The sequence below is a fragment of the Primorskyibacter sedentarius genome (assembly GCF_004342065.1).
Taxonomy (GTDB): Bacteria; Pseudomonadota; Alphaproteobacteria; order Rhodobacterales; family Rhodobacteraceae; genus Primorskyibacter; species Primorskyibacter sedentarius.
Genome location: NZ_SLZU01000001.1, coordinates 589,555 through 609,281 on the forward strand (window position 1 = coordinate 589,555; position 19,727 = coordinate 609,281).

General features: G+C 63.6%; 15 protein-coding genes. 9 read left to right on the forward strand and 6 right to left on the reverse strand.

From position 1 onward, the window contains the following. Positions 1–21 precede the first annotated feature (21 nt). A complete protein-coding gene (gene betB, locus EDD52_RS02715) occupies positions 22–1,482 on the forward strand; it encodes a betaine-aldehyde dehydrogenase (RefSeq protein WP_132241540.1) in 1,461 nt (486 codons plus the stop codon). After that, a complete protein-coding gene (gene betA / locus EDD52_RS02720; protein WP_132241542.1) occupies positions 1,482–3,140 on the forward strand; it encodes a choline dehydrogenase in 1,659 nt (552 codons plus the stop codon). The genes betB and betA overlap by 1 nt, the downstream gene beginning before the upstream one ends. A 65-nt stretch (positions 3,141–3,205) precedes the next feature. Here betA and modA read toward each other — a convergent pair whose 3' ends face one another. Further along, entirely contained in the window at positions 3,206–3,973 is a 768-nt protein-coding gene (gene modA / locus EDD52_RS02725; protein WP_132241544.1) for a molybdate ABC transporter substrate-binding protein, read from the reverse strand. A gap of 158 nt (positions 3,974–4,131) precedes the next feature. Here modA and dapF point away from each other — a divergent pair, with 158 nt between their 5' ends. The 4 genes from dapF to EDD52_RS02745 are packed head-to-tail and all read left to right on the forward strand — an operon-like array spanning position 4,132 to position 7,904. Next, entirely contained in the window at positions 4,132–4,968 is an 837-nt protein-coding gene (gene dapF, locus EDD52_RS02730; RefSeq protein WP_132241546.1) for a diaminopimelate epimerase, read from the forward strand. Continuing rightward, a complete protein-coding gene (gene mtaB, locus EDD52_RS02735) occupies positions 4,965–6,221 on the forward strand; it encodes a tRNA (N(6)-L-threonylcarbamoyladenosine(37)-C(2))-methylthiotransferase MtaB (protein ID WP_132241548.1) in 1,257 nt (418 codons plus the stop codon). Before dapF ends, mtaB begins: the two co-directional genes overlap by 4 nt. A 49-nt stretch (positions 6,222–6,270) precedes the next feature. Further along, a complete protein-coding gene (locus tag EDD52_RS02740) occupies positions 6,271–6,963 on the forward strand; it encodes a CDP-alcohol phosphatidyltransferase family protein (RefSeq protein ID WP_132241550.1) in 693 nt (230 codons plus the stop codon). Positions 6,964–7,022: 59 nt separating this feature from the next. Then, entirely contained in the window at positions 7,023–7,904 is an 882-nt protein-coding gene (locus EDD52_RS02745) for a DMT family transporter (RefSeq protein ID WP_132241552.1), read from the forward strand. On the opposite strand, the gene EDD52_RS02750 is transcribed toward EDD52_RS02745, so the two are convergent. Then, positions 7,894–8,703, reverse strand: a complete 810-nt coding sequence (locus EDD52_RS02750; protein ID WP_132241554.1) for an ABC transporter permease — start codon at positions 8,701–8,703, stop codon at positions 7,894–7,896. The genes EDD52_RS02745 and EDD52_RS02750 overlap by 11 nt on opposite strands. A gap of 120 nt (positions 8,704–8,823) precedes the next feature. Here EDD52_RS02750 and EDD52_RS02755 point away from each other — a divergent pair, with 120 nt between their 5' ends. Continuing rightward, a complete protein-coding gene (locus EDD52_RS02755) occupies positions 8,824–9,402 on the forward strand; it encodes a GcrA family cell cycle regulator (RefSeq protein WP_132241556.1) in 579 nt (192 codons plus the stop codon). A 189-nt stretch (positions 9,403–9,591) separates the two neighbouring features. Here the strand turns inward: EDD52_RS02755 and EDD52_RS02760 are convergent, their stop codons facing one another. Both EDD52_RS02760 and glyA read right to left on the reverse strand, forming a co-directional pair. Next, the gene (locus EDD52_RS02760; RefSeq protein WP_132241558.1) at positions 9,592–9,828 is read right to left on the reverse strand and encodes a hypothetical protein; all 237 of its coding nucleotides are present in this window, start codon (positions 9,826–9,828) and stop codon (positions 9,592–9,594) included. An 802-nt stretch (positions 9,829–10,630) separates the two neighbouring features. Beyond that, positions 10,631–11,926 (reverse strand): serine hydroxymethyltransferase, encoded by a 1,296-nt coding sequence (gene glyA / locus EDD52_RS02765; RefSeq protein ID WP_132241560.1) that lies wholly within the window; start codon positions 11,924–11,926, stop codon positions 10,631–10,633. A gap of 181 nt (positions 11,927–12,107) precedes the next feature. Here glyA and EDD52_RS02770 point away from each other — a divergent pair, with 181 nt between their 5' ends. Then, entirely contained in the window at positions 12,108–12,869 is a 762-nt protein-coding gene (locus EDD52_RS02770; RefSeq protein WP_132241562.1) for an NAD kinase, read from the forward strand. A gap of 637 nt (positions 12,870–13,506) precedes the next feature. On the opposite strand, the gene rimO is transcribed toward EDD52_RS02770, so the two are convergent. After that, entirely contained in the window at positions 13,507–14,898 is a 1,392-nt protein-coding gene (gene rimO, locus EDD52_RS02775) for a 30S ribosomal protein S12 methylthiotransferase RimO (protein ID WP_132241564.1), read from the reverse strand. Positions 14,899–15,023: 125 nt separating this feature from the next. Here rimO and EDD52_RS02780 point away from each other — a divergent pair, with 125 nt between their 5' ends. Next, positions 15,024–16,988 carry an AsmA family protein gene (locus tag EDD52_RS02780; RefSeq protein WP_165907443.1) on the forward strand — a complete coding sequence of 655 codons (1,965 nt, stop codon included), beginning with the start codon at positions 15,024–15,026 and terminating at the stop codon, positions 16,986–16,988. Between the two features lie 317 nt (positions 16,989–17,305). Here the strand turns inward: EDD52_RS02780 and EDD52_RS02785 are convergent, their stop codons facing one another. Then, positions 17,306–19,684, reverse strand: coding sequence for a Tex family protein (locus EDD52_RS02785; RefSeq protein WP_132241568.1), 2,379 nt, complete (start codon positions 19,682–19,684; stop codon positions 17,306–17,308). Positions 19,685–19,727 lie beyond the last annotated feature (43 nt).

Below are 19,727 nucleotides of genomic sequence, written 5' to 3' on the forward strand. Positions count from 1 at the left end.
GCCTATCTGAAAGGCCCCCTTATGACCTACCCGACCCAGCCCACCGCCAGCCATTACATCAATGGCGCTTACGTCGAAGATGCCTCAGGCACGCCGCTTTCGGTGATCTACCCCGCTACCGGGGCCGAAATCGCGCAGCTTCACGAAGCATCGCCCGATCTGGTGGATAGCGCGCTAGCCGCCGCTCACCGCGCGCAGCCCGCATGGGCCGCCATGTCGGGAACAGAGCGGGGCCGCATCCTGCGCCGCGCCGCCGACATCATGCGAGAGCGCAACCACGACCTGTCGGTGCTGGAAACCTATGACACCGGCAAACCCCTGCCGGAAACGCTGGTCGCCGATGCCACCTCTGCCGCCGATGCGCTGGAATATTTCGGCGGTATCGCGGGCAGTCTGGCGGGCGAGCATATCCAGCTGCCCGGCGGCGATTTCGTCTACACCCGCCGCGAGGCGCTTGGCGTCTGCGTCGGCATCGGCGCGTGGAACTACCCCACCCAGATCGCCGCGTGGAAAGCCGCGCCCGCGCTGGCATGCGGCAACACGATGGTGTTCAAACCCTCCGAAATGACCCCGCTTTGCGCGCTGAAACTGGCAGAGATCCTGACCGAGGCGGGCGCACCTGCGGGCGTGTTCAACGTGGTGCAGGGCAAGGGTGCGGTTGGCGCACAGCTTGTCGGTGATGCGCGCGTGGCCAAGGTCTCGCTCACCGGATCGGTGCCGACGGGTGCCAAGGTCTATGCCGCAGCCGCTGCCGGGCTGAAACACGCCACGATGGAACTGGGCGGCAAGTCGCCTCTGGTGATCTTCGACGATGCCGATCTGGAAAGCGCCGTGTCTGGCGCGATCAACGCCAATTTCTACTCCACCGGGCAGGTCTGTTCCAACGGCACGCGCGTCTTCGTGCAAAGGGGCATTAAGGACGCCTTCATCAAACGCCTTGCCGAACGGCTGCAAGGTGCCGTGATCGGTGATCCGATGCAGATGGAAACCACGATCGGCCCGATGGTCAGCCAGACACAGCTTGATATCGTGCTGGGCTATCTTGAAAAAGGTCAGGCCGAGGGCGCGCGCCTTGTTACCGGCGGCAAACGGCTGGACCGCGACGGGTTTTATATCGAACCGGCAGTCTTTGCCGACGTCACCGACGACATGACCATCGCCCGCGAAGAGATTTTCGGCCCCGTCATGTCCGTGCTGGATTTCGACACCGAAGAAGAGGCCCTGACCCGCGCCAATGCCACCGAATTTGGCCTGGCCGCAGGCGTCTTCACGCAGGATATCACCCGCGCTCACCGGATGGTTGCCGGGTTCGAGGCGGGCAGCTGCTATATCAACACCTACAACCTGACCCCGGTAGAGGCGCCGTTTGGCGGGTCCAAGATGTCCGGCGTGGGTCGAGAAAACGGCAGCTCTGCCATTGGCCATTGGTCAGAGCTTAAATCCGTCTATGTCGCGATGGGCCCGTGCGAGGCAGCCTTCTGATGCAGGCCGATTATGTCATCGTCGGTGCGGGCAGCGCAGGCTGCGCGCTGGCCTACCGCCTGTCTGAGGCCGGGCATTCCGTGATCGTCATCGAACATGGCGGCACCGATGCGGGGCCATTCATCCAGATGCCGGCAGCGCTCAGCTATCCGATGAACATGTCGCGCTATGACTGGGGCTATCTCAGCGAGCCGGAACCGAACCTTGGTGGCCGGCAACTTGTCGTGCCGCGCGGCAAGGTGATCGGCGGGTCCTCGTCGATCAACGGGATGATCTATGTGCGCGGGCACGCGCGCGACTTTGAAACATGGGCCGAAATGGGGGCCAAGGGTTGGTCCTATGCCGATGTCCTGCCCTATTACAAACGGCTGGAGCATTGGCATGATGGCGGCCATGGCGGCGATGCAAGCTGGCGCGGCACCGATGGCCCGCTGCATGTCAGTCGCGGACCGCGCACCAACCCGCTGACCCGCGCCTTTGTCGAGGCGGGCCAAGAGGCCGGCTATCAGGTCACCGGCGACTATAACGGCGAAAAGCAGGAAGGTTTCGGCCCCTTCGATTCGACGATCTGGAAAGGCCAGCGCTGGTCTGCGGCCAATGCCTATCTCCGCCCCGCGCTGAAACGCGAGAATTGCACGCTGATCCGCGCCCTCGCCCGGCGTGTCGTCATCAACGAGGGTCGCGCCACCGGGGTCGAAGTCACGCGCAATGGTGCAACCGAGGTGATCGCAGCGCGGGCCGAGGTGATCCTTGCGGCGTCCTCGATCAACTCGCCCAAGCTGCTGATGCTGTCCGGTATCGGCCCCGCCGCGCATCTGGCCGAACACGGGATCGATGTCGTGGCTGACCGTCCCGGCGTCGGGCAGAACCTGCAGGACCATCTGGAGCTTTACATCCAGCAGGCCGCGACCCAGCCGGTCAGCCTGTTCAAGCACTGGAACCTCTTTGGCAAGGCAATGATCGGCGCGCAGTGGCTCTTCACCCGCACCGGGCTGGGCGCGTCGAACCAGTTCGAAAGCGCGGGCTTCATCCGCAGCCGGGCGGGGATCGACTATCCCGACATCCAGTTCCATTTCCTGCCCATCGCGGTACGTTATGATGGCAAGGTCGCCGCCGAAGGCCACGGTTTTCAGGCGCATGTCGGGCCGATGCGATCAAAGTCGCGCGGTGCCGTCAGCCTGCGCTCGGCCGATCCCGTCGAGGCCCCCCGCATCGCGTTCAACTACATGTCCCACCCGGATGACTGGGATGAATTCCGCACCTGCATCCACCTGACGCGAGAGATCTTTGCACAGGACGCCTTTGCCCCTTATCGCGGCAAGGAAATCCAGCCCGGCGCGGATGTGCAAAGCGATGCAGCGTTAGATGATTTCATCCGCGAACATGTCGAGAGCGCCTACCATCCCTGCGGCACCTGCCGGATGGGACGTGCGGATGATCCGGCGGCAGTGGTGGACCCCGAAACCCGCGTGATCGGTGTGGACGGGCTGCGCGTCGCCGACAGCTCGGTCTTCCCGCAGATCACCAATGGCAATCTCAACGCGCCGTCGATCATGGTGGGGGAAAAGGCCGCCGACCACATTCTGGATCGCGGAATGCTGCCCGCCTCGAATGCGCAGCCCTGGATTCACCCCGACTGGCAGAACTCTCAGCGCTGAACCCATGCCACCCGCGACACCCGCCCCGGCCCCCGAGCCGGGGCCTCGCGCCGCTTCGCCGCCCGTCACTCGCGCAGAGTGATAAACCCCTGCGCCGCAAAAGCGTGCCGCGCCGCGTCCGACCGCAGGAAGGTCAGGAAATCCATCGTCAGCGGGTTATCCCCTCCGCTCACCGCAGCGACGGGATAGACGATAGCCGGGTGGCTGTCCTCCGGGAAAATGCCAATGACGCTGACGCGGCTATCCGCCACCGCATCCGTTGCGTAAACCACGCCAAGGGGCGCCTCCCCCGTGGCCACCAGGGCCAGCGCCGCGCGAACATTGTCGGTCTGCGCCACCTGCCCTGCAACGCTCGCCCATAACCCCAGCGCCTCCAGCGCCGCCTTGCCGTAAATGCCCGCGGGCACGGCCTCGACCAGGGCCATCGCCAGACGCTCCTCACCCAGCAAACCCGCCAGATCAAGCTCCGGGCCGACCTCAACCTCGGCCGCCTGCCCATGCGCGATCAGCACCAGCCGGTTGCCCAGAAGATCCTGCCGCGTGCCACCGCGAAGCAGCCCCGCGCGCTCCAGCACATCCATCCAATCCGCGTTGGCAGAGATGAAGACATCCGCAGGCGCCCCGTGGTCGATCTGTCGCGCCAGTGCGGAACTGCCTGCATAGGCAATCACCGCGCGGTGGCCGGTCTGCGCAGTCCAGGCCTCAGCCACGTCGTCCAGCGCGGTTTTGGTGCTGGCGGCGGCAAAAACCGTCACTTCTCCCGCCACCGCGACGCAAGGCACCACAAGCAGTACGAAAACCAGACGCAGAAGAAGGCGATGGACAGAGTTCATCCCCGCAGAATGGGTCCGGCAGGGGCCAGACGCAAGCTGCCTGAAAGTGCCATGCACCACCGCCACGGATCGCCTGCGCGGCAGTTGACGCCACTGTTTGGGCCAATCCGCGCCGACTCCTCTGGAAAGCGCGCCCCGAGAGGCGTATATGCCCGCCCATGAACACGCGCGCAGATACCGGATTGCCCTTCATGAAGATGCATGGGCTGGGAAACGACTTTGTCGTGCTGGACGGGCGTGCGCGCGAGTTTGACGTAACACCTGCCCTTGCGCGTGCGATTGCCGACCGTCACCGGGGCGTCGGCTTTGACCAGCTCGCGCTGATCGAAGCACGGGGCGCAGGCGACGCACATCTGACATTCTATAATTCGGATGGCAGCACCTCGGCGGCCTGCGGCAACGCGACCCGCTGCATCGCGCGGTTCCTCATGGACGAAACCGGGCGCGACAGCCTGACCCTGACCACGGATCGCGGCACGCTTTACGGGCGCGACATGGGCGATGGCATCACCTCGGTCAACATGGGTGCGCCGCAACTGCTCTGGAACGAAATCCCACTGGCCGAAGAAATGGACACGCTGGAGCTGCCAATCGAAGGCGTCCCGACGGCCACCGGCATGGGCAATCCACATTGCACCTTCTTCGTGCCGGATGCAGAGGCCATTCCGCTGGCGGAATTCGGCCCCCGCTATGAACACCATCCGCTATATCCCGAACGCACCAATGTGCAGGTGGCCAGCGTCATCGGCCCCGATCACCTGCGGATGCGGGTCTGGGAACGCGGGGTCGGGCTGACGCTGGCCTCTGGTTCTTCGTCCTGCGCGACCGCAGTCGCTGCGGCAAGGCGCGGGCTGACCGGGCGGCGCGTCACGATCGATCTGGACGGCGGCAGATTGCAGATCGACTGGCGCGACGATGGCGTCTGGATGACCGGCGGCACCAGTCACGTTTTTGACGGCGTGCTGACCGCCGCCTTTCTGGATAGCGCGCGATGAGCACCCCACCCAAATTCACCACGCTGGGATGCAGGCTCAACGCCTACGAATCCGAAGCCATGCGAGAGCTGTCCGAAGCTGCAGGCCTGGACGGCGCTGTCGTCGTGAACACCTGCGCCGTCACGGCAGAGGCCGTGCGCAAGGCCCGTCAGGAAATCCGCCGCCTGCGCCGCGAGAACCCCGATGCGCGCCTGATCGTCACCGGCTGCGCCGCCCAGATCGAACCCGAAACCTTTGCCGCGATGGACGAGGTTGACCACGTCATCGGCAATACCGAAAAGATGCAGCCCGAGACATGGACCTCGCTGGCGGCCGATTTCATCGGCCAGACAGAGCGCGTGATGGTCAATGACATCATGTCCGTGACCGAAACGGCGGGCCACCTGATCGACGGGTTCGGCCGCCACCGCGCCTATGTGCAGGTCCAGAACGGCTGTGATCACCGCTGCACCTTCTGCATCATCCCCTACGGTCGCGGCAATTCACGATCCGTGCCTGCGGGCGTTGTGGTGGACCAGATCAAACGGCTGGTGGACAAGGGCTTCAACGAGGTGGTGCTGACCGGCGTGGACCTGACCAGTTGGGGCGCGGATCTGCCCGCCACGCCGCGCCTTGGCGATCTGGTGATGCGCATCCTGAAGCTGGTGCCGGACCTGCCGCGCCTGCGCATTTCCTCCATCGACAGTATCGAGGTGGACGAAAACCTGATGCAGGCCATCGCGACCGAACCGCGCCTGATGCCGCATCTGCACCTGTCCCTGCAACATGGCGATGACCTGATTTTGAAGCGGATGAAGCGCCGCCACCTGCGCGACGATGCCATCCGCTTTGCCGAAGAGGCGCGCGCGCTGCGCCCCGACATGACCTTTGGCGCCGACATCATCGCAGGCTTCCCGACAGAGACCGAAGAGCATTTCGCCAACTCGCTGAAACTGGTCGAGGATTGCGACCTTACATGGCTGCACGTCTTCCCCTATTCGGCCCGTCCCGGCACCCCCGCCGCGCGCATCCCGAACAAGGTCAACGGCGCGATCATCAAGGACCGCGCCGCCCGGCTGCGCGCCGCAGGCGATGCGCAAGTCCAGCGCCACCTTGATGCCCAGATCTCAAAGACCCACCGCGTGCTGATGGAAAAGCCGCGCCTTGGCCGGACCGAGCAGTTCACCGAGGTCACTTTCGCGCAGGATCACCCCGAGGGACAGATCATCACCGCGACAATCACCGGCCGTAACGGAAACCGGCTGACCGCTTAGGCGAACTGCGGGATTTACATTCCCGCCGGTTTTGCGCCATGAACAGGGCATGACCCGCGAAAATCAGGCGCTTGCCGTTCACTTCCTCACCGCCACGGGCGCTGTCTTTGCCATGCTGGCAATGCTCGCAGCCGTCGACCAGAGATGGGACATGATGTTCCTGTGGCTGGTCGTCGCCTTTGCCGTGGACGGTGTCGATGGGCCTTTGGCGCGCAAATACGACGTAAAGACCAACGCGCCACGCTTTGACGGGGTGCTGCTGGACCTGATCATCGACTACCTGACCTATGTCTTCATCCCGGCCTATGCGCTTTTCAAATCCGATTTGCTGCCCGGCTGGACCGGCTGGTTCGCGATCATCATCATCACCTTCGCCAGCGCACTTTACTTCGCCGACAGCCGCATGAAGACCGAGGACAACTCCTTTCACGGCTTTCCGGGCTGCTGGAACATGCTGGTGATCGTGCTTTTTGCCACGAAACCCGATTTCTGGATCATCCTCGCGCTGGTGGCCGTGCTGTCCGTCGCGATGTTCCTGCCGCTGAAATTCATCCACCCGGTGCGCACGGACCGGTGGCGCGCCGTGTCACTGCCCGTGGCCCTTGCCTGGACCTTCTTCGCGGGCTGGGCCGCCTGGGTCGATTTCCACCCCGAAAGCTGGGCGATCTGGGGGCTGGTCATCACCTCCGTCTACCTGCTTGGCGCTGGCATCGCGCAACAGGCGCTGCCCCTGCGGCGCTGACCCGGCCAACAATAGTCGGGGCTTGAACATTCCCGGGCCCTGCCGCAAAGGTTGCGGCCATGTTCACCCCGACAGCCGCCAACCCGCCAATCGCCGTCTTGCTGACGCTCTGCGCTTCGGGGTTTGTCGCGGGCACCACCCTGCTTGCCAAAGCGATCGGGACCGGCGCGCTTGGCGAGCCGCTGCATCCTCTCCAGATCAGCCACGGCCGGTTCCTGTTCGCCTTTCTGGCCATCGGGGTCGCGATGCTGGCCACGCGCAGGCGGATCGAAAAGCCAGCCCTGGCCACCCATGCCGCGCGCTCGCTTCTGGGCTGGGGCGGTGTGACGCTGATGTTTGCCGCTGCTGCCTTCATCCCGCTGGCCGATGCCACCGCGATCAGCTTTCTGAACCCGGTTTTCGGCATGTTCTTCGCGATTCTCTTTCTTGGAGAGACTGTCGGCCGCGTCCGCTGGACCGCCGCCGCCATCGCGTTGATCGGCATGATGATCCTGCTGCGCCCCGCCCCTGACAGCTTTCGCCCCGCAAGCCTGCTGGCGCTGGCCGCCGCAGTGGCTCTGGGCGCCGAGCTGATCTTTATCAAGCGGCTGTCAGGTCGCGAAGCCGGCCTGCAGATCCTGTTCATCAACAACGTGATCGGGCTTTGCATTGCCAGCCTTGCCCTTCTGGCCGTCTGGCAGGCGCCTTCCGGGCCGCAATGGCTCGCGCTGGCCGCAATCGGGTTGCTGATGGCCGCCGCGCAGTTCTGCTTTGTGAATGCGATGGCACGGGCCGAGGCAAGCTTTGTCGCGCCGTTTTTCTATGCCACGCTCGTCTTTGCCACGCTTTACGATTTCCTGGTCTTCGACGTAAGGCCCGATGCCGTTTCCGTCACCGGGGCGACGGTGATCATCGCGGGCGCCGCCCTTCTGGCCTGGCGCGAGGCGCGAATCAGGACTTGAGCCGCGTGCCCTTCCGGAACAGCGTCCACGCGACAAAGCAGATCACCGCGACCGACACGACCGACACCGCCAGCCCCAGCAGCGGAGAGCTGTCCGACACGCCGATCATGCCAAAGCGCACACCATCGATCAGGTAGAAGATCGGGTTCATATGGGTGATCTCCCGCAACCCCGCAGGCAGGGCCTCGACCGAGTAGAACGTGCCAGACAGAAACGCGAGCGGCGTGATGATGAAATTGGTGATCGCCGCCATCTGGTCGAACTTCTGGGCGAATATGCCCGCGATCACGCCAATCCCCCCCATCAGCGCCGACCCAAGTATCACGAAAAGCAGCAGCCACAGCGGATGCGTCGGCACCTGCCCCGTCGTCAGCGCCAGCCCCAGCGCGATGGCCAGCGCCACGATCAGCCCGCGCGCGACACCGCCCACGATATAGCCGATCACCAGCTCCGCCGGGCTGAGCGGCGGCATCAGCGTATCAACGATATTGCCCTGCACCTTGGACACCATGATCGAAGAGGACGTGTTGGTGAACGCGTTCTGGATCACGGTCATCATCAGGATGCCGGGCGCGATGAACTGGGTGAAGGGAACGCCCATCACATCGCCGCGGCGCGGACCGATCGCGATGGTGAAAATCAGCAGGAACAAACCCGATGTGACCAGTGGTGCCAGCAGCGTCTGCGTCCAGACCACCGCAAAGCGCAGCACTTCGCGTTCGCAAAGCGTATAGAGACCCAGGGTGTTCCAGCGCCCGAAACGCCTGACGCCATGTGCTTGTCCTTGCTGCATGCTCATCTCATTCTCCGCAATGGTTGTCGGAGCCTTGTAACTCAGCGCCCAGTGATTAAAATAGGAACTTGTCCGAATTTACCGGCGGCCCGCCAAGCGAGGCCGCCTTTTGCCTGAGGAAATCCGATGTCCTGGACCGATGAACGTGTCGAGCTGCTCAAGAAGATGTGGAGCGAAGGCCAATCTGCCAGTCAGATTGCCAAGGAGCTTGGCGGCGTCACCCGCAACGCGGTGATCGGCAAGGTCCACCGTCTGGGTCTGTCGAACCGCGCAGGCGCCACCCCTGCCCCCGCCAAGGCCGAGGCAAAGCCAGCGGCAGCCCCTGCGGCGCCCAAGCCCAAACCGGCCCCCGAGGCCGTGGCAAAGCCAAAGCCCGCACCCGAGGCGCCTGTTGCCGAAACCCGGCCCGCCATTTCGCCCGCCCGCAAGGCGATCATCCCGGCCGGCCAGCCGCTGCCGCCGCAACCCTCGGCCAACGAGATCAGCCCAGAGGCGCTGGCAAAGGTCAACGAGGTTGAAAAGAAAGCCAAGAAGATCAGCCTGATGGAGCTGACAGAGCGGACCTGCAAATGGCCCGTCGGTGACCCCGCGACCGAAGATTTCTGGTTCTGCGGTCTGCCGGTACAGGCAGGCAAACCCTATTGCGAGGCGCATGTCGGCGTGGCGTTCCAGCCTATGTCCTCGCGCCGCGACCGCAAACGCTAGTCCCGGCACCCATAGAAATCGCTACGTGAAGCCGTCCATATGGGCGGCTTCATGCGTTCTGGGGGCCAGAAACTCACCCCCGGGTATCGTCAGGCAGAAAGAACGTCACTGCGGGTTGCGGTGCCAAGGGCGCGCGCCGCCCCGGCGAGGGGACAAGCGCGATTTCAGTGTCGTGGATTGCTCCACGCATCACCCTTCCATGAAAACGCCGCGTTGCAGGGCGATGGCAATGCCAAGCGCTACCGCTTTGGTCACCTGATCTTCGGGCAAACTGCACGCGTCCCGGACTGCCGCCTGAATGTCTGCGCGCGTCGCTTCGTCCAGCCGGAAAGGGCGGGTGTCGCTGTCGGCAAGCTCGTCATGCGCATCCACGTCACCGGCGCTCAGGCCCATGCGGTCAAACCAATTGCGGACCTCGGTCGTCATGGACGTTCGTGCATCCTCACATGTCGGGTGGAGGGTCGACGTCATATTGGGAAGAAAAAGGTTCGTCCGGTATTTCGACCCCTGTATTTGATCGATCTGACCAATTCGAACCGGCGTGCCGGACTTGCCCGCATTCACAAAGAGATCCGCGACTTCCGGGTGTTCAGGATCTGGAAGAAACGTAAACTCAAAACATGACATCTTTGTATTCCATTAATTTTCCGTCACGTGGAAACCCCCGAGACAAGTGGCTGACCGGCGCCCTTCCCTGATTATGGGAAAGCACCTTCAAGCTCTCGTGTTCGCTCGGAAATTTCACAGATTCGGCGTGTGGTTTGATCGGTTTTTGCCCTAGGTTCAGATTGCGGGTGGCACGTGTGAAACGATCGGGACACCCCCGATCCTCGCACGACATAGCGCCCCCAATGAAGGCGTCGAGCAATGAGGCGTGTATAGAAACGCAAAATTGCAGGGAAATAAAATGTTCTAAATGCTTTTGCAATTTACATACGGCCTGGCCAGGAAAAACACGGGATACGGAACTATTCACTCCCTTGTGAACAATTAACCATGCAATGCGTTAACAAAGACCAAATCGCGCCACGTATGGAAAGGCACGAATTTTCCGTACACACGCATGGCGCGGTCGCCGCCCGGCCTGCCAGCCTGACAACGAACATCTGCAGAATTCAAGAAGGGCGAGGCGTGATCTTGCGGTGCGGCCAATCGGTGGCCCCCGCAGGCGCATCACACCATATGAAAGGGCCCGCCCCGGACGCTGCCGGGACGGGCCTTTACCAGTTTACAGGTCGGAATAGATGGGGAAGCGCTGGCAAAGCGCCTCTACCTCGGCCTTCACCTTGGCTTCGACCTCGGCATTACCGTCTTCGCCATTGGCAGCCAGCCCATCGACAACTTCGATGATCCAGTCCGCGATCTGGCGGAACTCTGCCTCACCGAACCCGCGTGTGGTGCCTGCGGGGCTGCCCAGACGGATGCCCGAGGTGATCGTCGGCTTTTCGGGATCAAACGGCACGCCGTTCTTGTTGCAGGTGATATGCGCGCGGCCCAATGCCTTTTCGGTGGCATTGCCCTTCACGCCCTTGGGGCGCAGATCGACCAGCACGACATGCGTGTCGGTGCCATGGGTGACCGTGTCCAGTCCGCCCTTGATCAACTGATCAGACAGCGCCTGCGCGTTGGCAATGACCTGCTTGGCATAGGTTTTGAATTCCGGGCGCAGCGCCTCGCCAAAGGCCACGGCCTTGGCGGCGATCACATGCATCAGCGGGCCACCCTGAATGCCGGGGAAGATCGCCGAATTGACCTTTTTCGCAATCGTCTCGTCATTGGTCAGGATCATGCCGCCACGGGGTCCGCGCAGCGTCTTGTGCGTGGTGGTGGTGGCAACATGGGCATGCGGGAAGGGCGAAGGATGCTCACCAGCGGCAACCAACCCGGCAAAATGCGCCATGTCGACATGCAGGTAAGCGCCAACCATGTCTGCAATCTCGCGCATGCGGGCGAAATCGATCTGGCGCGGAATGGCGGAACCGCCGGCGATGATCAGCTTGGGCTGGTGCTCTTTGGCAAGCGCCTCGACCTGATCATAGTCCAACTGGTTGTCCTGCTTGCGCACACCGTATTGAACAGCGTTGAACCACTTGCCCGACTGGTTGGGCCTTGCGCCATGCGTCAGGTGCCCGCCCGCATCAAGGCTCATCCCCAGGATGGTGTCGCCGGGCTGGATCAGCGCCTGATAGACGCCCTGGTTGGCCTGGCTGCCGGAATTCGGCTGCACATTGGCAAATTCGCACCCGAACAGCTGCTTTGCGCGGTCAATGGCCAGATTTTCGGCAACATCCACCCAGTCGCACCCGCCATAATACCGGCGGCCCGGATACCCTTCGGCGTATTTGTTGGTCAGGACAGACCCCTGCGCCTGCATGACGGCACGGCTGACGATGTTTTCGGAAGCGATCAGCTCGATCTCTTCGCGCTGCCGGCCAAGTTCGCCGGTGATCGCTGCAAATAGATCCGGGTCGCGATCGGCGAGCGTTTCGGTGAAAAAGCCTGTGTCACGGTGAGGGGCGTTCATGAGCGGTCACTCCTGTTGCGGCGCGCAGTTTTAAAGGATGTGGGTTCCTACCCGACTGCGCGCGCAGTGCAAAGATCGTAAAGCGACGCGGAGGCAATTCGAAGCGGCAAGACTGGCCCTTCGGGAAAACTTGTGGTTCTTTCGGAACCATGTGCCCCTTTGCAGGAAACGTCTTTTCCCGATGACCCTCCGAATCGCCTTCTGTGCCAGCCGGGCGCCGCTCGCAAAGGCTGCCCTCGCAGCGCTGAGCCGCCAATATGGCGATCACTCCGAAAAACATGCCGATGTGATCGTGGCGCTTGGCGGCGACGGGTTCATGCTGGAAACGCTGCACCGCACGCGCGACCTGCCCGCCCCGGTCTATGGGATGAACCGCGGGACCGTTGGCTTCCTGATGAACGAATACAGCGAATCCGGTCTGGTAGAGCGTCTGGCCGAGGCAGAGGAAGCGGTGATCAACCCCTTGTCGATGGTGGCCCGGACCACCGATGGCAAGTCCCATGAAAGGCTGGCCATCAACGAGGTTTCCCTGCTGCGCGCCGGTCCGCAGGCCGCGCATCTGAGGATATCCGTAGACGGCAAGCTGCGCATGGCCGAACTGGTCTGCGATGGGGCCCTGGTGGCAACGCCTGCGGGCTCCACCGCCTATAACTACTCGGCCCACGGGCCAATTCTGCCGATCCGGTCGGATGTGCTGGCCCTGACGGCGGTCGCACCGTTCCGGCCGCGTCGCTGGCGGGGTGCGCTCTTGCCGAAATCCGCGAATGTGCGGTTCGAGGTGCTGGAACCCGAAAAGCGGCCCGTCATGGCGGATGCCGATGGCAGATCGGTGCGCGATGTCGCCGTGGTCGACATCCGGTCCGAACCGTCGGTCGTGCACCACATTCTGTTCGACCCCGGCCATGGGCTGGAAGAGCGGTTGATCCGCGAGCAATTCGTCTAGCCGCGCCTGCCACGTCTGGCCCTGCGAAATCCGGGCAGCCTTCCTGCAAAGAAATTGCGGCGCCCTGTTTCCAGAGCGCCGCTTTGTCATCATTAAAAGGTTGTCTTCAATATCAAGCCGCTAAAAACGCGGATAAAGGTTTTGCTGCATACACGGGTCTTTAGTCTTGTACCGCGGGACTGGTGCGGATGCGGTTCTTCCCCCCCGTGACTGGCTTTGCTTCAGAGGCGTTGGGCGCTCGTCTACTCTGCCAGTGCCTCACCATATTAACTCCGGCTTAGTGATTTGTCGCCGGTCAGCAGCGACAAAATCCGCTTAGATTATGGTAAATATCGGGATTTATCGCTTGAGACCTGTAAGAAATTACAGATTTTGCCAAACAGCTGACCGGAAATCAGTCAGGCGACGCCAATGCGATTCGAATCTGAAGATTAATTTCGTATACGGAAATTTTCCGAACAAACCAAAGGGTTGCAATCGCTTGCAGGTTCTTGGGACGCTCAGACAACCCCCCGGAAACGCATAATTTTTTTCTTCCAAAGCGCTTCAAATTCCGACAAATCAAGATTTTCTTTAAGATCGACACGGAAGAAACCGATTTGACGCGCTTTCGAGGCATGTATGACGCCATATGGCGTCAATTCAGGCGCCCCCACAGATCGTATTCGCCAGCTTCGTCGACGGTGACCGTCACGATATCCCCAACGCGGAGCGTCTGCGTCCCCTCGTCGATAAACAGGTTGCCATCGATCTCGGGCGCGTCGGCCTTGGTGCGGCAGGTGGCGATGCCATCTTCGTCGATATCGTCGACGATGACCTCCTGCACGGTGCCGACCTTGGCGCCCAGTTTCGCCTCGGAAATGGCCTGCGCCTTTTCCATGAAGCGGTTCCAGCGGTCCTGCTTGACCTCTTCGGGCACGTGATCGGGCAGGTCGTTGGACCGCGCGCCCGCGACGTTCTCGTATTGAAAGCAGCCGACGCGATCCAGTTGCGCCTCGTCCATCCAGTCCAGCAGGGTCTGGAACTCGGCCTCGGTCTCGCCCGGATAGCCCACGATGAAGGTCGACCGCAGCGTGATATCCGGGCAGATGTCGCGCCAGGCCGCGATCTCGTCCAGCGTTTTGGACCCGGCGGCGGGCCGCGCCATGCGTTTGAGCACATCCGGATGCGCGTGCTGGAACGGGATATCCAGATAGGGCAGCAGCTTGCTGTCCCCCGCCCCGGCGGCGCCCTCCATCAGCGGAATGAGGTTGCGCACGAACGGATAGGGATAGACGTAATGCAGCCGCACCCAGGCACCAAGGCTGCCCAGATCGCGCGCCAGATCGGTGATATGCGCCCGGTGGCCCCGATCCTCGGCATGGCGGATATCCAGCCCGTAGGCAGAGGTGTCCTGCGAGATCACCAGCAGCTCTTTGACGCCGTTCTCAACCAGCTTTTCCGCCTCACGCACGATGGCATGGGCCGGACGCGAGGCCAGCCGTCCGCGCATATCGGGGATGATGCAGAACTTGCACTTGTGGTTACAGCCCTCGGAAATCTTCAGATAGCTGTAATGGCGCGGTGTCAGCTTCACGCCTGACGCGGGCAGCAGGTCGATGAACGGGTCGGGATCGGGCGGCACGGCCTTGTGCACGGCATCCAGCACCTGTTCATATTGATGCGGGCCGGTCACCGCCAGAACGCGCGGATGCACCCCTGTGATGTAGTCAGGCTCTGCGCCCAAGCAGCCGGTGACGATCACGCGGCCATTTTCGTTCAGCGCCTCGCCGATCGCCTCAAGGCTTTCGGCCTTGGCCGTGTCCAGAAACCCGCAGGTGTTCACGATCACCGCATCCGCACCCGAATAGTCGGCCGAGATGCCGTAACCTTCGGCGCGCAGCCGGGTCAGGATGCGTTCGCTGTCCACCAGCGCTTTGGGGCAGCCAAGGCTGACCATCCCGATCGTGGGCTGGCCAACACGGCGGCTGTCATCATATCGCGCACGCGGCGCAAGATCGGGGCGGAGATTCGGCGGGTTCTGCGTCATGCGCCCTCTTACAGCCAGCAATAGCGGCAGAAAAGGGCCAAGACGCCCGCATCCCGCTTGCGCGCATGGCGTCTTCGCGTCACGCTGGGCGCAAAACCCTTGGTAATCGGTATAGGAGCAGCCCGATGCGCCTTGTTTTCCGCCTTCTTTCCGCAGCCGTCATTCTGGTTTTGCTGGCCTTTGTGGGTGTGCTGATGCTGCCGGGCGATCGGCTGGCGCATATCGCTTCGCAACAGCTGTCCAAACAGCTTGGCCGCGATGTCACGATCACGGGCGACGTTTCGCTCGCCTTCTGGCCCACCCTGTCGGTCAGCACCGGCCCGCTGGAAATTGCCAATGCCGACTGGGCCGGGGATACGCCGCTCTTGCGCGCGCAGGCGGCAAGGATCGGCGTGGATGCGGCGTCGCTGCTATCCGGTGACATGCGCTTTCGGATGATCGAGGCCGACGCCCCGCGTATATCGCTTGTCACGGACACCTCCGGGCGCGGCAACTGGGAGCTGACCACGGCAGAGGCGCAGCAGACAGAGGCCGCCCCCGCCCCCTCGCCCAGCGCCGACCAGACCCCGGCCATTCCCGTCTTTACGCTGGACCGGCTGCGCCTCAGCGACGCCGCGCTGTCCTATACCCAGGCAGGCGAGGCGCCCGTTTCGATGCAGGGGGTCGACCTTGACCTCTCCTGGCCCGACCGGCAAGGCGCGGCCACGCTCAACCTGACCCTGCGCCCGGCGGGTCAGCCTGTCAGCATCGCCGCCACCATCGCGCGCCCTGCGGCTCTTATGGCCGGGCAGACCGCGCCTGTCACGGCATCGGTCAAGGCACCGGGCGGCACGGCCAGTTATGACGGCAGCTTCGGCTCCCTGCCCGAAGCGCAAGGCACCCTGTCGCTGGACCTTGCCGACACCGCGCAATTCCTTGCCGCGCTTGGCGTCTCTGGCGTGGAGGTTCCGCAGGGCCTTGGCCGCCGCGCCAAGGCCAAAGGCCAGATCACCCTGACGAAGGGCACGCAACTGGCGCTGCGCGACACGCGCCTGACGCTCGATACCAACACGCTGACAGCCGCCGCTGACATCACGCTTGCAGAGAAGCCGCGCATCACCGCGCGCCTTAACGCCGATGCGCTGGATTTCTCCGGCCTCGCGCAGGGGGGTACGGGCGGCAGCGGCGGCTCCGGTGGCGGCTCTGGCGGGTCTTCGGGATGGTCCACCGCCCCCATCGACGCATCGGGCCTCGCCGCCTTTGACGGAGAGATCTCGCTCGACGCGAATGCCATCGACCTTGGCACGCTGAAACTGGGCAAGACCCGCACGGTCATGACGCTGGATCGGTCGCGCGCCGTCTTCGCCCTGAACGAGGTGCGCGCCTATGACGGGCTGGTGACCGGCGAATTCGTCGCCAACAACCGCAATGGCCTCTCCGTGGGTGGCAAGCTCCGGGCGTCGGATGTCGAATTGCAGACGCTGCTCAAGGATGCCGCCGACGTCACCCGCTTTTCGGGCAAGGCCGATGCCACGCTGAATTTCCTTGGCGTCGGGCAAAGCACGGCCGCGATCATGTCCTCGCTCAAAGGCGACGGGACGCTCAAGGCCGGTCCCGGCAGGATTTCCGGCATCGATCTGGATCAGCTGTTTCGCGCGGGCGGCGCAGGCGGTGGCACCACCGTCTTCGATACGCTCACCGCCAGTTACACCATCGCGGGCGGCGTGTTGCGCAACAGCGATCTGCTGATGACCCTGCCCGGCATCACGGCAGAGGGCGAGGGCAAGGTGAACCTTGGTGCACGCACGCTGGATTATCTGGTCGTCCCGACAGCTCTGAACGCGCGCGACGGGCGTGGGCTGGCAATCCCGGTGCGTATCAAAGGGTCCTGGGACGCGCCCGCCATCCGTGCCGATATGGGCGAAGCGATCGACCGCAACCTTGCAGAAGAGAAGAAAGAGCTGGAAACCAAGGTCCGCGACAAGGTCACCGAAAAGCTGGAAAAAGAGCTGGGCGTGACCGTCGAGGAAGGCGAAAGCGTCGAGGATGTCCTGCAGCGCAAACTGGAGGAAGACGCGACCAAAGGCCTGCTGCGGCTGCTGGGCAAGTAGACAGGACAGCAGCCACCTCAAGCCAACCGATCACCTTGCCTTGACGGCTGCGCCGACGACCCTGCCTGCCTTTAGATAAGGACATTCGCGACGAAGACTGCGCGGGCGCCCGCCCGAGGGACGGCACCTTCACACAGATATGACGCACCAGATCGTATAAAATCCTTGAGGCTTGCTTCCAAGGGAAGACGCCCCCTAGCCCCGCACGCCGGAAGGGGCAGCCGCACACGTGGCAGCCTTCGGCCCAAGACCTGCGCAACCGACTTGCCCTGCAAGGCGTTGGGGTCGCAGCGAAAAGCCCGACGCCCCCTGGCGGCTCACTTCTTCTTCATCGCGTCCAGCAAGGCCGACCCCAACGCGCCGGGTTGATCGGGCTTGCCCGCAGGTTTGGCCGAATGCGTGCCACCCCGGGGCCCCTTGCCCGGACCACGACCGCCACCGCCGCCGCCATTGCCGCCCTTTCCTCCCGGACCGCCCCGGCGTGCAGCCGGGCCTGCGTCCCGCTCTGTCTTTGCAGACCGGGCGGGGTCGCCGCCATCCTTGCGCATCGTCAGGCCGATGCGTTTGCGCGGCACGTCCACTTCGGTCACGCGGACCTTGACCACGTCACCGGCCTTGACCACCTCATGCGGGTCTTTCACGAACCGGTCGGCCAGCTGGCTGACATGGACCAGCCCGTCCTGATGCACGCCGATATCGACGAAAGCGCCAAAGGCCGCGACATTGCTGACCGTGCCTTCCAGCACCATGCCGGGCTTGAGATCCTTGATGTCCTCGACCCCGTCGGCAAAGCTGGCGGTCTTGAATTCCGGGCGCGGGTCGCGGCCGGGCTTTTCCAGCTCCGACAGGATGTCGCGCACCGTCGGCAGGCCAAAGCTGTCATCGACGAAATCCTCGGCCCGCAACCCGCTCAGCGCGCCGCTATCGCCCATGATCGCCCGCAGATCGCGCCCACAGGCCTGCACGATCCGGCGCGCGACGCCGTAAGCTTCGGGGTGGACCGATGACGCATCCAGCGGTTCCTTACCGTCGCGGATGCGCAGGAAGCCTGCGCATTGCTCAAACGCCCGTGGCCCCAGCCGCGCAACCTTGAGCAATTCCTTCCGGGCCGCAAACGCCCCGTTGCTGTCACGATGTGCCACGATGGATTCCGCCAGCCCCGGCCCAAGCCCCGAGACATGCGCCAGCAGCGGTGCCGAGGCGGTGTTCAGGTCAACCCCGACCGCGTTCACCGCATCCTCAACCACCGCCTCCAGCGATTTGGACAGGCGCGATTGGTCGACGTCATGCTGGTACTGGCCCACGCCGATGCTCTTGGGTTCGATCTTGACCAGTTCCGCCAGCGGATCCTGCAAGCGCCGCGCAATCGACACGGCCCCGCGCAAGGATACGTCCAGATCCGGGAATTCACGCGCCGCCAGTTCGGACGCGGAATAAACCGACGCGCCGGCCTCTGACACCACAACCTTCGTGGGCTGCTTCACGCCCGCAGGCAGCAGCTTCAGCGTCTCGGCCACCAGCCGCTCCGTCTCGCGGCTGGCCGTGCCGTTGCCGATGGCGATCAGATCCACGCCATGCGCCTTGACCAGCCGCAGGATCGCCTCCTGCGCGCCGCGCGTGTCGTTCTTGGGCTGGAACGGGTACAAGGTATCCGTCGCCACGACCTTGCCCGTGGCATCGATCACCGCAGCCTTCACGCCCGTCCGAATACCCGGATCAAGACCCAGCGTCGGGCGCGCGCCCGCAGGTGCGGCCAGCAGCAGATCCTTGAGGTTGCGGGCAAAGACGGCAATCGCCTCTTCCTGCGCGCGGGCACGCAAATCGCCCAGCAGCTCGAACATCATCGACATGGACAGCTTCACCCGCCAGGTCCAGCCCGCCATCTTGCGCAGCCAGTCGTCCCCTGGCCCCGCGCCGCGACATTCCAGACGCGCGGCAACCATGCGTTCGGCCCGCTCTGCGCCTTCTTCGGGATCAGGCGCGATATCCACCGTCACGATCCCCTCTTTCGACGCGCGCAGCATCGCCAGCGCCCGGTGCGAAGGCACATCCGCCCAAGCCTCGCGGTGATCGAAATAGTCCGAGAATTTCGCGCCCTTCTCCTCTTGCCCCTCGACAACCTTGGCGGTCAGAAACGCCTCTTTCTGCATGAAGGCCCGCAGGTCGCCCAAAAGCCCCGCATCTTCGGTCAGACGCTCTGCCAGAATGTCCCGCGCGCCTTCCAGCGCCTGTTTCGTGCCCTCGACCGCCTCGGACAGATAGCCCTTGGCCAAAGCCTCCGGGTCAGCCGCGCGATCCGCCAGAATGGCCTCCAACAGCGGCTCCAGCCCGTTTTCCCGCGCGATCATCGCCTTGGTGCGGCGCTTGGGCTTGTAGGGCAGATAGATGTCTTCCAGCGCAGCCTTCGTCTCGGCCCCGGCAATGGCGCGGGCCAGATCATCGGTCAGCTTGTCCTGCGATTTGATCGATTCGAGGATCGCCACCCGCCGCGCTTCCAGCTCTCGCAGATAGGACAGCCGGTCGGCCAGGTTGCGCAGCTGCGTATCGTCCAGCCCGCCTGTGGCCTCCTTGCGGTAGCGCGCGACAAACGGCACGGTGGCCCCTTCGTCCAGCAGCGCCACGGCGGCATTCACCTGCTGCGGCTGCGCGCCAATCTCTGTTGCGATGGTGCGGGCGATGCGAATGCTGGGGTCCACGTGCGGCCTCTCTCGTCTGGCTTCGGGACATTCGTCATAGCGC

Bases quoted from the DNA above. Each gene is read 5' to 3' on its own strand.
- betB (WP_132241540.1), top strand. From the start codon at position 22: ATGACCTACCCGACCCAGCCCACCGCCAGCCATTACATCAATGGCGCT.
- betA (WP_132241542.1), top strand. From the start codon at position 1,482: ATGCAGGCCGATTATGTCATCGTCGGTGCGGGCAGCGCAGGCTGCGCG.
- modA (WP_132241544.1), bottom strand. From the start codon at position 3,973: ATGAACTCTGTCCATCGCCTTCTTCTGCGTCTGGTTTTCGTACTGCTT.
- dapF (WP_132241546.1), top strand. From the start codon at position 4,132: ATGAACACGCGCGCAGATACCGGATTGCCCTTCATGAAGATGCATGGG.
- mtaB (WP_132241548.1), top strand. From the start codon at position 4,965: ATGAGCACCCCACCCAAATTCACCACGCTGGGATGCAGGCTCAACGCC.
- EDD52_RS02740 (WP_132241550.1), top strand. From the start codon at position 6,271: ATGACCCGCGAAAATCAGGCGCTTGCCGTTCACTTCCTCACCGCCACG.
- EDD52_RS02745 (WP_132241552.1), top strand. From the start codon at position 7,023: ATGTTCACCCCGACAGCCGCCAACCCGCCAATCGCCGTCTTGCTGACG.
- EDD52_RS02750 (WP_132241554.1), bottom strand. From the start codon at position 8,703: ATGAGCATGCAGCAAGGACAAGCACATGGCGTCAGGCGTTTCGGGCGC.
- EDD52_RS02755 (WP_132241556.1), top strand. From the start codon at position 8,824: ATGTCCTGGACCGATGAACGTGTCGAGCTGCTCAAGAAGATGTGGAGC.
- EDD52_RS02760 (WP_132241558.1), bottom strand. From the start codon at position 9,828: ATGACGACCGAGGTCCGCAATTGGTTTGACCGCATGGGCCTGAGCGCC.
- glyA (WP_132241560.1), bottom strand. From the start codon at position 11,926: ATGAACGCCCCTCACCGTGACACAGGCTTTTTCACCGAAACGCTCGCC.
- EDD52_RS02770 (WP_132241562.1), top strand. From the start codon at position 12,108: ATGACCCTCCGAATCGCCTTCTGTGCCAGCCGGGCGCCGCTCGCAAAG.
- rimO (WP_132241564.1), bottom strand. From the start codon at position 14,898: ATGACGCAGAACCCGCCGAATCTCCGCCCCGATCTTGCGCCGCGTGCG.
- EDD52_RS02780 (WP_165907443.1), top strand. From the start codon at position 15,024: ATGCGCCTTGTTTTCCGCCTTCTTTCCGCAGCCGTCATTCTGGTTTTG.